Annotated in this window: 10 protein-coding genes; 7 read left to right on the top strand and 3 right to left on the bottom strand. The window is 43.6% G+C overall.

The window, feature by feature from the left end:
• Positions 1–28: 28 nt before the first annotated feature.
• Positions 29–247: a translation initiation factor IF-1 gene (infA, locus tag E5672_RS06075; RefSeq protein ID WP_014949333.1), complete on the top strand. Its 219-nt coding sequence runs from the start codon at positions 29–31 to the stop codon at positions 245–247.
• Positions 248–471: 224 nt separating this feature from the next.
• On the opposite strand, the gene clpA is transcribed toward infA, so the two are convergent.
• Positions 472–2,748: an ATP-dependent Clp protease ATP-binding subunit ClpA gene (gene clpA / locus E5672_RS06070; RefSeq protein WP_136781375.1), complete on the bottom strand. Its 2,277-nt coding sequence runs from the start codon at positions 2,746–2,748 to the stop codon at positions 472–474.
• A 24-nt stretch (positions 2,749–2,772) separates the two neighbouring features.
• The gene (gene clpS / locus E5672_RS06065) at positions 2,773–3,093 is read right to left on the bottom strand and encodes an ATP-dependent Clp protease adapter ClpS (RefSeq protein ID WP_014949331.1); all 321 of its coding nucleotides are present in this window, start codon (positions 3,091–3,093) and stop codon (positions 2,773–2,775) included.
• Between the two features lie 245 nt (positions 3,094–3,338).
• Between clpS and cspD the strand changes: the two genes are divergently transcribed.
• The gene (gene cspD / locus E5672_RS06060) at positions 3,339–3,557 is read left to right on the top strand and encodes a cold shock domain-containing protein CspD (RefSeq protein WP_014949330.1); all 219 of its coding nucleotides are present in this window, start codon (positions 3,339–3,341) and stop codon (positions 3,555–3,557) included.
• A gap of 429 nt (positions 3,558–3,986) precedes the next feature.
• Here the strand turns inward: cspD and E5672_RS06055 are convergent, their stop codons facing one another.
• Complete coding sequence (locus E5672_RS06055; protein ID WP_136781374.1) at positions 3,987–6,206, bottom strand: NADP-dependent isocitrate dehydrogenase; 2,220 nt, start codon at positions 6,204–6,206, stop codon at positions 3,987–3,989.
• 512 nt (positions 6,207–6,718) lie between these two features.
• On the opposite strand from E5672_RS06055, the gene E5672_RS06050 reads away from it, so the two are divergent.
• From E5672_RS06050 to E5672_RS06030, 5 genes are all read left to right on the top strand, one after another.
• A complete protein-coding gene (locus tag E5672_RS06050) occupies positions 6,719–7,261 on the top strand; it encodes an rRNA large subunit pseudouridine synthase E (RefSeq protein WP_136781373.1) in 543 nt (180 codons plus the stop codon).
• A 384-nt stretch (positions 7,262–7,645) separates the two neighbouring features.
• Complete coding sequence (gene mnmA, locus E5672_RS06045) at positions 7,646–8,773, top strand: tRNA 2-thiouridine(34) synthase MnmA (RefSeq protein WP_136781372.1); 1,128 nt, start codon at positions 7,646–7,648, stop codon at positions 8,771–8,773.
• Positions 8,773–9,399, top strand: a complete 627-nt coding sequence (gene hflD, locus E5672_RS06040; protein WP_136781371.1) for a high frequency lysogenization protein HflD — start codon at positions 8,773–8,775, stop codon at positions 9,397–9,399. Before mnmA ends, hflD begins: the two co-directional genes overlap by 1 nt.
• A 13-nt stretch (positions 9,400–9,412) precedes the next feature.
• Positions 9,413–10,780, top strand: coding sequence for an adenylosuccinate lyase (gene purB, locus E5672_RS06035; RefSeq protein WP_136781370.1), 1,368 nt, complete (start codon positions 9,413–9,415; stop codon positions 10,778–10,780).
• A 102-nt stretch (positions 10,781–10,882) separates the two neighbouring features.
• Positions 10,883–11,695 carry an adenylate/guanylate cyclase domain-containing protein gene (locus tag E5672_RS06030; RefSeq protein ID WP_136781369.1) on the top strand — a complete coding sequence of 271 codons (813 nt, stop codon included), beginning with the start codon at positions 10,883–10,885 and terminating at the stop codon, positions 11,693–11,695.
• Positions 11,696–11,957 lie beyond the last annotated feature (262 nt).

Here is an 11,957-nt window from a genome sequence, read left to right as displayed (position 1 = left end):
TTTTGAATTACTGAGGTAACTGCTTTACATGGCAAAAGAAGATTGTATTGAAATGGAAGGTACTGTGTTAGACACACTACCTAACACTATGTTCCGCGTTGAACTAGAAAACGGTCACGTAGTGACTGCACACATCTCTGGTAAAATGCGCAAGAACTATATCCGTATTCTTACTGGCGATAAGGTCACCGTTGAGATGACTCCTTACGATTTGACCAAAGGTCGTATCGTTTATCGCGCAAGATAATGAGCCATTTAAGCGGTAACGCATAAAAAAAGCCCGATTAAGATCGGGCTTTTTCGTATCTGGGATTTACTCGTTTCTAACTCAACATAATTATTGCGCCGTTTTATTGCTAACCCTATTCAACTAAAACAATTCGGCTAAAACTATTCCATCGTCAAAAACGAGTATGCAGCGCTTGGTAGAGAGCATTAGCTTTACTACCTAACGCTACATGGTTTGCTATATCAGCTTGGCTCTGCTTCTTCAGACGTCGCACCTACACCTGTGTATTCAAAGGTTAGCTTGTCATCAACGCAGTCCACTTTAACGTTTCCGCCTTTAGACAACTCACCAAACAGCAGCTCATTTGCTAACTCTTTCTTAAGGTCGTCTTTAATAACACGCGCCATTGGACGTGCTCCCATTGCTTTGTCATAGCCTTTCTCGGCCATGTAAGCACGAGCAGCACTGGTAACCTCTAGCGACACACCTTTAACGTCGAGCTGTGCTTGAAGCTCAATAATGAACTTATCGACCACCTGAAGAATAATTTCTGGGTCAAGGTGATTGAACCAGATAATTCCATCTAAGCGGTTTCTGAACTCTGGTGTAAACACCTTATTAATTTCAGACATCGCATCGTGGCTGTGATCTTGTTGCTTAAAGCCAATAGATTTACGTACGGTTTCTTGAACACCTGCGTTGGTGGTCATCACTAACACTACGTTTCTAAAGTCTACCTTGCGACCGTTATTGTCAGTAAGCGTACCGTGATCCATAACTTGAAGAAGAATATTGTAGATATCGCTATGGGCTTTCTCTATTTCATCTAAAAGCACTACAGAATACGGGTTTTTAATTACCGCATCAGTTAATAGACCACCTTGGTCAAAGCCTACATAACCTGGAGGCGCACCTATAAGGCGGCTCACCGCGTGGCGTTCCATGTACTCAGACATATCAAAACGCACAAGCTCAACACCCATGATTTTCGCCAATTGTTGGGTTACTTCTGTTTTACCAACACCAGTAGGACCTGCAAACAAGAAACTACCAATTGGTTTTGCTTCATTGCCCAACCCTGAACGCGACAATAAGATGGCGTCATTTAACGTCTCTATCGCCTTGTCCTGGCCAAATACAACCATCTTAAGGTTGCGACCTAGGTTCTTAAGCACTTCTTTGTCAGAGGCCGATACGGACTTCTCTGGTATACGCGCCATTTTTGCAATAATTTGCTCTATGTCACCCACACCTATGGTCTTCTTGCGCTTAGAAGGCGGCAACAAGCGCTGACTTGCTCCGGCTTCATCCATTACATCAATGGCCTTATCTGGAAGGTGACGCTCGTTGATGTATTTCGCAGACAATTCCGCAGCAGCTTGAATGGCTTTTTGCGTAAAGCGCACGTTATGGTGTTCTTCGTAACGACTCTTAAGACCAAGTAATATTTTGGTAGTATCGCTCACACTAGGTTCGGTCACATCGACTTTCTGGAAACGACGTGCTAGCGCGCGGTCTTTTTCAAAGATACCTTGATACTCTTGATACGTGGTTGAACCAATGCAACGCAGTTCACCGCTAGATAGCTTAGGCTTAAGCAAGTTAGACGCATCCATCACACCGCCCGACGCAGCGCCTGCACCAATAATGGTGTGGATTTCATCAATAAACAAAATAGCGTTTTTATCTTTGCCTAGCTCTTTCAAAATAGCTTTTAAACGCTTTTCGAAATCGCCGCGGTATTTAGTACCGGCAAGAAGGCCGCCCAAATCCAGAGAGTATACGGTACTCTCAGCAATAACATCAGGTACGTCTTCGTTAACAATTCTATAGGCGAGACCTTCGGCAATAGCCGTTTTACCCACGCCCGCTTCACCTACAAGAAGTGGGTTATTCTTACGACGACGACATAAAATTTGAATAGTGCGCTCTACTTCAGAGTCGCGACCAATAAGCGGGTCGATTTTTCCGTCTTTCGCGTGGCGGTTTAGGTCAGTCGCGTATTTACTTAATGCTGAGCCACCCTCTTCACCTGTCTCAGCTTCTTCCGAGGCTTCAGGGTTTACCGGCTCGTCGTCATCAGCTTTGCTCACGCCGTGACTGATAAAATTCACTACGTCTAAGCGGGTTACGTCAGCTTTCTTAAGAATATAAACAGCCTGTGACTCTTGCTCGCTGAAAATAGCAACAAGTACATTGGCACCTGTGACCTCGTCTTTACCTGACGATTGCACATGAAATACTGCGCGTTGAAGCACTCGTTGGAAACCAAGCGTCGGCTGGGTTTCTCTTTCGTTTAGTTGGTCGTCCAGAATAAGGGGCGTAGTATCTTTTACAAACGATAGCAGTTCACTCTTAATCGCCTCAATATCGGCACCACACGCTTTAAGCGCATCACGAGCAGCTGAGTTATCAAGCAATGCCAACAACAAGTGCTCTACCGTCATAAACTCGTGACGGTGCTCTCTGGCAAATACAAACGCATCATTCAACGTTTGTTCTAATTCTTTATTTAACATATTGCTCGCCCTCTACAAAAAACCTTATGCTTGCTCCATCGTGCACATCAGTGGATGCTGATGTTTGCGTGCGTACTGATTAACCTGCATCACTTTTGTCTCTGCTATCTCAGCAGTGAAAATGCCACACACGGCTTTTCCTTGATAATGAACGGTCAGCATAAGTTGGTTGGCTTTCTCAGCGTCCATATTGAAAAACTGCATGAGTACTTCAATGACAAAATCCATCGGGGTGTAGTCGTCATTGTTCAACAACACTTTGTACATGGGAGGCGGCTGCGGCTTCTGTCGCTGCGCGTCTTTCTGTTTTTCCTTTTCGATACTAATAGCGTTGTCTTTACTCATAACTTAATAATAGTGGTTTACCGGCGTGTATGTGTACAAACTTTTGTATAAATTTATTCACATTTGCCCTTGACATAATATGGTTAAAAAATCTACATTTTGCATAGTGGTTTTGAGTATTGCATGTTTATCACTTTAAAGCAGTCACTTTAATGCAACTACAGTAAATACTCATTCCACCGTGTCTCCGGATCTATAATGGGGGCATATACTCGTGAGTTCAAGGATTAAGAGGAAGTCGAAGTATGGCGGTTGGCAAAGTTAAATGGTTTAACAACGCAAAGGGTTTTGGATTTATCGTACCTGAGGATGGTGGTGAAGATATTTTCGCGCATTACTCTACGATTCAAATGGAAGGCTATCGTTCGCTAAAAGCAGGTCAGGAAGTAACGTTCGAAGTTCAGCAAGGCCCTAAAGGTCTGCATGCTGAGAACATTGGCTTCAAAGAAGAACCAGAGCGTTAATTAGAGAATTTATAAAGCCTGACCTAGTGTCGGGCTTTTGCTTTCTTTGCATTGACAATTAGGCACAAGCTTGTGTCACGGGTAAACTCGTCTTCAAAATAATTAAACGCTTATTTATTCACACTGAATATTTAAGACACACCTACCCGCAGTGGCCCTTTCAGTTTATTACCATTTATTAACGTCAAAAATTCAAATTTTTTCCTGTCTCATCGACGGTCTTTTTCGTCAAAGGTCCTTACCTACAGTATTCTGATAACGCACAAACCATTGCCAAGGTCGAAAAAACGCCCTTAACGTAGCCGCTTTACATGAATAAAAAAAGCCCGCTCGTACAACGGGCGGGCTTTGATATTAACACTAGTGGTAATTACAATGTTTATTGATCTACCTAGCGCCTTGCGCTAACACTATTACGTGTTACTTCAATTACGCCTCAAGAATAGCTTTTAAAGTCTTACTTGGAGACATGGTTGCGAAAAGCTTATCTTCGTCTGGGTAGTAGTAACCACCAATTTCTTGCGCGCTACCTTGCGTAGCGTCAATTTCAGCCAAGATGTCGTCAATTTTCGCAGACAACTCTTCATACACTGGCTTAAATTGCGCAGCTAAGTCTGCATCTTCCGTTTGGTTCGCTACTTCTTCAGCCCAGTACAGACCTAGGTAAACATGGCTACCACGGTTGTCCAGCTGACCTGCTTTACGAAGCGGAGACTTACCATTGTTAAGCAGTTTTTCCGTTGCTTTATCAAGCGCTGTAGCAATAACTTTTGCTTTCGTATTGCTGTGCTTAATTGCAACATCTTCTAGCGATACAGCTAGAGCTAGGAATTCACCTAATGAATCCCAACGCAAGTGACCCTCTTCAACGAACTGTTGAACGTGCTTAGGCGCACTGCCGCCCGCGCCAGTCTCGTAAAGGCCACCACCAGCCATTAACGGTACGATAGATAGCATTTTTGCACTGGTGCCAAGCTCTAGGATTGGGAACAAGTCAGTTAGGTAGTCACGAAGTACGTTACCGGTTACTGAAATGGTATCTAGACCGCGAATTGCACGTTCCATGCTGTAACGAATAGCACGTACAGGAGACATAATTTGAATGTCTAGACCATTTGTATCGTGGTCTTGTAGGTACTTTTCAACTTTCTTGATAAGTTGTGCATCGTGAGCACGTTCGTCATCTAGCCAGAATACTGCAGGCATACCAGATTGACGTGAACGCGTTACTGCTAGCTTAACCCAATCTTGAATAGGTGCATCTTTCACCTGACACATACGCCAGATGTCGCCTTCTTCAACGTCGTGAGAAATAAGTACGTTACCGTCTTGGTCAACAATTGACACAGTACCGTCTGCTTCTAATTCAAACGTTTTGTCATGTGAACCGTACTCTTCTGCTTTCTGCGCCATTAGGCCAACGTTAGGTACTGTACCCATAGTTGTTGGATCGAATGCACCGTGAGTTTTACAGAAGTTGATAACTTCTTGGTAAATCGTTGCATAAGTACTTTCAGGGATTACCGCTTTGGTGTCGTGTGCCTTTCCATCTGGTCCCCACATTTGACCAGAGTTACGGATCATTGCAGGCATAGAAGCATCTACAATTACGTCACTTGGTACGTGAAGGTTCGAGATACCTTTGTCAGAGTTAACCATCGCAATTGGCGGACGGTCGGCATAACATGCGTTGATATCTTTTTGAATTTCAGAACGTTGGCTCTCAGGTAGGGTTGCAATTTTGTCGTAAACGCTACCAAGACCATTGTTAGGGTTAACACCTAGCTCTTCAAACAGGTCACCCCATTTGTTGAATAGATCTTTGTAAAATACTTTTACACAGTGACCAAATACGATTGGGTGAGACACCTTCATCATGGTCGCTTTTACGTGTAGTGAGAAAAGAATGCCTGTGTTTTTCGCATCTTCAATTTGCTCTTCGAAGAACTCACACAGCGCTTTTTTGCTCATAAACATGCCGTCGATGACTTCGCCAGCAAGCAGGTCTACACGAGGCTTAAGCGTTTTCTTACTACCATCTTTGCCTGTGAACTCGATGCTCACGTAGCCATCTTTCTCTACTGTTACTGACTTCTCGCCAGAGTAGAAGTCGCCACCGCGCATATGTGCAACGTGTGAACGAGAAGCTTGAGACCACTCACCCATTGAATGCGGGTGCTTACGGGCATAGTTCTTAACTGCCGTCGGTGCACGACGGTCTGAGTTACCTTCACGTAGCACAGGGTTTACCGCACTACCTAGTACTTTACCGTAACGCTCGCGAATTTCTTCATCTTCAGCTGTTTTAGGTGAGTCAGGGAACGCTGGAACGTTAAAACCTTTAGCGTTTAATTCTTTGATAGTTGCGCGAAGCTGTGGAATTGAGGCACTGATGTTTGGAAGCTTAATGATGTTAGCATTCGGGTCTTGGGTCATCTCACCCAGCTCAGCTAACGCGTCTGGCACTCTTTGTTCTTCAGAAAGATACTCTGGGAAATTTGCCAATACACGCGCAGCAAGTGAAATATCGCTTAGCTCTACGTCGATATCTGCAGCTGCAGCAAACTTCTGGATAATTGGAAGAAGTGAATAGGTCGCCAGCATTGGCGCTTCATCTGTCTTCGTATAGATGATCTTAGACTTGGTCATTATATACCTCAATTTTTTCGACAGGGTACTGTCGTTTTTAGTCCATTAGGTCGCAACAACCCGCAACGTTATAAAGTCGCGCCCACAGTCATTGCGAAACGTATTTGATGTTTTCCACCATTTACTTTTAAAAGCAAAAGGTCACTTGCTGTAATCTTCTCCACATATTATTCAATTCCTTATGTTAGCAATATGCATGTCAATCTGGTGGCTTGCGACTACTGAGTCACTTGCGATATTGAGATGCGTTGTATAAGCAAGCCGGCTTATCACTGCCAAAACTGTCTAATAATTATGCAGATGCACTCTCTTATAAAATTGGGAGCGACCACTAGTATAGGGTCGAAAGTTTGAGTTACAAGTCATACCATTGTCTTAACACATAAGATCACCGAATTTATCGACAAACTTCACTAACGAAACCATTATTTCCCGCCTATTTTCCCATGCGAAATGACGTCGTTTGTCGTAAAATGTCCTCGAAATTCTGAATAAAAATAAGCGGAAGTAACATGTCTTCACACGCTAAAGTCGTGCTTTTTAACAAACCATTCCAAGTTCTTTCTCAATTCACTGATGCCGACGGCAGAGAAACACTTAAAGACTACATAGATATTCCTGATGTATATGCTGCGGGCCGACTAGACAGAGACTCAGAAGGTCTTTTGGTTCTTACCAACGATGGTAAGCTTCAGCACAAACTTGCTAACCCGAAAGCTAAAACCAGTAAAACCTACTGGGCACAAGTTGAAGGTATCATGGACGAAAAAGCAATACAGGCACTTAGAGACGGCGTAGAGTTAAAAGACGGAATGACTCGCCCGGCTAAAGTAAAACCAATGGATGAGCCAAGCGTGTGGCCTAGGAATCCGCCTGTTCGGTTTAGACAATCTATCCCTACAAGCTGGGTAGAAATTACCATTACAGAAGGTAAAAACAGACAAGTGCGGCGAATGACAGCCCACGTTGGCTACCCTACCCTACGTCTTATCAGGTACCGAGTGGGTAACTGGACCATAGATGGTATAGAAAACGGAAAATACGTGTGTTTTTAACAATAGTATCTAAATAAACACTTGAATTTATCTGCATCGGCCACAGTAATTGGCGGCGAGAGGTTGCGGATATTAAAGCGGCTAAATGTCGCTCTACCTTATCGCTTGTAGACTATATTGAAGATTCCAAGTCAACAGCGGATAACCATATATTTAATTACTTAAACAGATAAGGATTAAATGTGAATTAGCCTTCGGAATCTGATAAAATCCGCGACCTCGAAATCGGGCCTATTTGTTAGCATTAAATCAATGGGTGTTGAATAGTTGCTCATTAGTGTTACACCACTAATTGAGTCACTGCTTATTAACAGTTTTGGCAAATACAATAACCTATTAATTGGCAGTTAACCTAACAAGTCAGGTTTCTTTTTTATTAATCAAATGAGTGTGCAATCCGTAGTGAGTGATATTGAATCTAACGCCAGCAAAAAAGTGATCGTCGGTATGTCCGGCGGTGTCGATTCGTCTGTTTCAGCCTATCTGCTTCAACAGCAGGGTTATCAGGTTGAAGGTCTTTTCATGAAAAACTGGGAAGAAGACGATAACGATGAATACTGCGCTGCAGCGGAAGACTTAAAAGATGCACAAGCGGTTGCTGACAAACTTGGCATTGAACTTCACACCATTAACTTTGCTGCAGAGTACTGGGATAACGTTTTTGAGTATTTCTTAGAGGAATACAAAGCGGGCCGTACGCCCAACCCAGATATTATGTGCAACAAAGAAATTAAGTTTAAAGCGTTTCTTGAGTTTGCAGCAGAAGACCTTGGTGCCGATTACATTGCTACCGGTCACTACGTACGCCGCCGTGAAGTAGACGGCAAATGGCAAATGCTGCGCGGTCTCGATAACAACAAAGACCAGAGCTACTTTCTTTACACGTTAGGCGAAGAGCACGTTGCAAAAACGCTCTTCCCTGTGGGCGACATCGAAAAGCCATTAGTTCGCAAAATTGCCGAGGAGCAAGGTCTTATCACTCATGATAAGAAAGACTCTACTGGTATTTGCTTTATTGGTGAACGCAAATTCAAAGACTTCCTGGCTCGTTACCTTCCAGCTCAGCCTGGCGTTATTGAAACCGCAGAGGGTGAAGAAATCGGCCAGCACGAAGGTTTAATGTATCACACGTTAGGTCAGCGAAAAGGGTTACACATTGGTGGATTAGCCAAATACGGTGACGACCCTTGGTATGTGGTAGATAAAGATGTTGCTCGCAACGTGCTTATTGTGGGTCAAGGTGCTGATCACCCTCGCCTATACTCTAAAGGCTTGGTAGCCAAGCAATTGCACTGGGTAGATAGAAAAACAATGACAGAGCCTTTGCGCGCAGTAGTTAAGACTCGCTATCGTCAGGCCGATATTCCTTGTACTATCACGCCAACTGAAAACGATACTATCGAAGTCATTTTTGACGAACCCCAAAAAGCAGTAACGCCAGGTCAGTCGGCGGTATTTTACAGTGATGAAGTTTGCCTTGGCGGCGGTATTATTGAGAGTTACATTCGCTGATGTTAGATTCTGATATAGAGAATAATTTGGCCCTAGCAGGGGTATGTCAAGCTGCTGCGCTAGTTCAGCAGCTTGCCAGACGAGGTACTGCCGATAACGAAGCCATTGAAGCTAGCTTATCAAGCATACTGGTTACAGACCCAGAAACACCGCAACAGGTTTTTGGGCAGCTAGCAAACTTAACAACCGGTTATACTACTCTCGCCGCGCAACTATCCGACAAACAAGCAACAAAAGACACAGAATTGACCCGCTACATCGCAAGTATCCTCGGTCTAGAAAGAAAACTCGCAAGAAAGCCAAAGGCCATGCAGGAACTAGCGGAACGCATCTCTCATGTTCAGCGTCAACTCGCTCATATCGACTTTCAGAACCCTCAGATCGTTGCGTCTTTAGCAAGTATTTACAGTGATATAATTAGTCCGCTAGCGCCTCGTATACAGGTGGCTGGTAACCCAGATTATTTGGGCCAACCTGCTACACAGCACAAAGTGCGCGCCCTTTTGCTTGCAGGCGTTAGGGCAGCTGTTATGTGGCGCCAGATGGGCGGCAAACGAAGAAACATATTATTTAAACGCAAACACATTCTTAACAGTGCTGTTAAAGCACTACGATTAATAAACTAGTGAGGAGCTTAAGGTGGAACTGAGTCAGTTAACTGCAATTTCCCCTGTCGATGGTCGATATGCTGGCAAAAGCGTAGAATTACGCAGTATTTTCAGTGAGTACGGCTTATTAAAATACCGTGTGGAAGTAGAAGTGCGTTGGTTACAAATGCTATCTACTAACCCACAAATTGAAGAAGTTCCTGCCTTTACAGATACGTCTAACGCACTACTAAATAAAATAGTAGCTGAGTTTAGCGTTGAAGATGCTATGCGCATCAAAGAAATCGAGCGTACAACAAACCACGATGTAAAAGCCGTTGAATACTTTCTAAAAGAGAAAGTGGCCGACAACAGCGAACTTTCAGCGGTGAATGAGTTTATCCACTTTGCATGCACGTCTGAAGACATCAATAACCTTTCACACGGCCTAATGCTTCGCGAAGCCCGCGAGACTGTTATCCTTCCTTACTGCGATAAGTTAATTGATGCTTTAGTTGAACTTGCTAAGCGCTACCAAAACGTACCTATGATGGCACGTACCCACGGTCAGCCTGCTTCACCTACTACCATGGGTAAAGAGATGGCAAACGTTGCAATTCGCTTAAAGCGTCAGCGTAGCCAGATTGCAGGTGTTGAGTTGCTTGGTAAAATCAACGGTGCTGTAGGCAACTACAATGCGCATTTATCTGCTTATAAAGATGTGGATTGGCACGATGTTTCAGAGAAGTTTGTTACCTCACTAGGTCTAACCTGGAACCCGTTCACTACGCAAATAGAGCCGCACGACTATATTGCAGAAATGTTTGATGCGATTGCCCGCTTTAACACCATTCTTATCGATTTCGATCGTGATGTTTGGGGCTATATTGCACTTGGTCACTTTAAGCAAAAAACTGTGGCTGGCGAAATCGGTTCATCAACCATGCCACACAAAGTTAATCCTATCGATTTTGAGAATTCGGAAGGTAACTTAGGTCTTGCTAACGCTATCTTCGATCACCTGGCGGCTAAACTTCCTATTTCCCGTTGGCAGCGTGACCTGACTGACTCAACCGTGCTGCGCAACCTTGGCGTAGGCGTAGGTTATGCTGTTATCGCTTATCAGGCCACTTTAAAAGGTATTAGCAAGCTAGAAGTTAACGAGCAAAGCTTACTGAACGAGTTAGATAACAATTGGGAACTGCTTGCAGAGCCTATTCAAACTGTTATGCGTCGTTACGGTATTGAAAAGCCTTACGAGAAGCTTAAAGAACTTACTCGTGGTAAGAAAGTAAATGCAGAAGTTATTGCTGCGTTTATTGACAACCTAGATATGCCAGAAGCAGCCAAAGCAGAGCTAAAAGCATTAACGCCTGCGACCTACATTGGTGATGCAATCAGGCTTGTAGATCAGTTATAAGCCTTTACGCTTTCCACTACACTAAAAAACGCGGTCATTAGTACCGCGTTTTTTTATACCTATTTCGACTTAATTTTAAGCGTTTATATCGGGAGCATGTAGATGGACTTACACAACACGAAAGGAGCAAAAAATTTTGAACCTAATAACCCGTGTTCCCCTTACTTTGATGCCAAACGCGCTTTGGCTTTTCAAGCCACTAAGAACGCAAACATTGATAAAAAAAGGGATATCAGCATAAAGCACAGGGTGCCAAATGGGGTGGTCATTTTTTGTGATCTTTCAAACTATCAATGCTTGGCAGAACAATACGGTGACATGGCGTGTACCAATATTGTTGAAACCCTATTTGTTCAGTTCGATGACATTGCCACATCTTTACGGTTAACTCCTTTAAAAACTAACGGCGATCAATACATTGTTGTGGGTTTTGTTAGCGAAGATGAGTTTGCAGATGCTGTCCTTTATCTCGCTACTATCAGCGCAATAGAGTTCGCGCTTAAAGCGCGCAATCTTACTAGTAGTCACACCCTGCTGGTATCGTCGTCGTGTCAGCTTCGTGTTGGCATTGCCACAGGCACTTTAATAGTAGGGCCGTCTAAACGCGCAATGAAAGGTTTCGATGTTTGGGGCGCTACAGTGAATAAAGCAGCAATGCTAGAACAATTTACAGCGCCCAGTACTATTGCAATATGTGAAAAAACCCATGACGTGTTTGCCACATCGTCCGACAAAGTGGACTTTCTACTCACCAAAAATGACGATGCTTTAAGGCAAGATAACAACACTGTTGTAAGTGCCAATAGCACGAATGCTAATGAATCTTCCCCTATAACCTGTTGCACCAGAGCACTGAATTTTTATAAGACAAAAATTCAGACTAAAACGACGCTTTTAAACGCGTACATATGCTAAATTCGCCTTCTGAATCTATGAGCAATTCAGGCCACCTACAAACAAATATAGGGGTTACAGCAGATTTGCATCTCATCTTTTATCCATTATCTGTTTTTTTTGGTTTAAACATGGGTCTACTGAACCTATTACAACACTAAGGTAGCAATAACGTTTTCAATAAATGATAATGCCGCCTTTACAATATCACTATGTTTTGACCCAGAGCAGCGCCTACTTTGCAAGTTTTCGGCGCTTGCTTACGCAGTGTTCGCGCGCTTAA

It is taken from the genome of Alteromonas portus (assembly GCF_005117025.1).
Classification (GTDB): Bacteria; Pseudomonadota; Gammaproteobacteria; order Enterobacterales; family Alteromonadaceae; genus Alteromonas; species Alteromonas portus.
The sequence above is the reverse complement of the archived record's forward strand: the minus strand, read 5'-3'. Positions and strand labels throughout refer to the sequence as shown.

Bases quoted from the DNA above. Each gene is read 5' to 3' on its own strand.
- infA (WP_014949333.1), top strand. From the start codon at position 29: ATGGCAAAAGAAGATTGTATTGAAATGGAAGGTACTGTGTTAGACACA.
- clpA (WP_136781375.1), bottom strand. From the start codon at position 2,748: ATGTTAAATAAAGAATTAGAACAAACGTTGAATGATGCGTTTGTATTT.
- clpS (WP_014949331.1), bottom strand. From the start codon at position 3,093: ATGAGTAAAGACAACGCTATTAGTATCGAAAAGGAAAAACAGAAAGAC.
- cspD (WP_014949330.1), top strand. From the start codon at position 3,339: ATGGCGGTTGGCAAAGTTAAATGGTTTAACAACGCAAAGGGTTTTGGA.
- E5672_RS06055 (WP_136781374.1), bottom strand. From the start codon at position 6,206: ATGACCAAGTCTAAGATCATCTATACGAAGACAGATGAAGCGCCAATG.
- E5672_RS06050 (WP_136781373.1), top strand. From the start codon at position 6,719: ATGTCTTCACACGCTAAAGTCGTGCTTTTTAACAAACCATTCCAAGTT.
- mnmA (WP_136781372.1), top strand. From the start codon at position 7,646: ATGAGTGTGCAATCCGTAGTGAGTGATATTGAATCTAACGCCAGCAAA.
- hflD (WP_136781371.1), top strand. From the start codon at position 8,773: ATGTTAGATTCTGATATAGAGAATAATTTGGCCCTAGCAGGGGTATGT.
- E5672_RS06030 (WP_136781369.1), top strand. From the start codon at position 10,883: ATGGACTTACACAACACGAAAGGAGCAAAAAATTTTGAACCTAATAAC.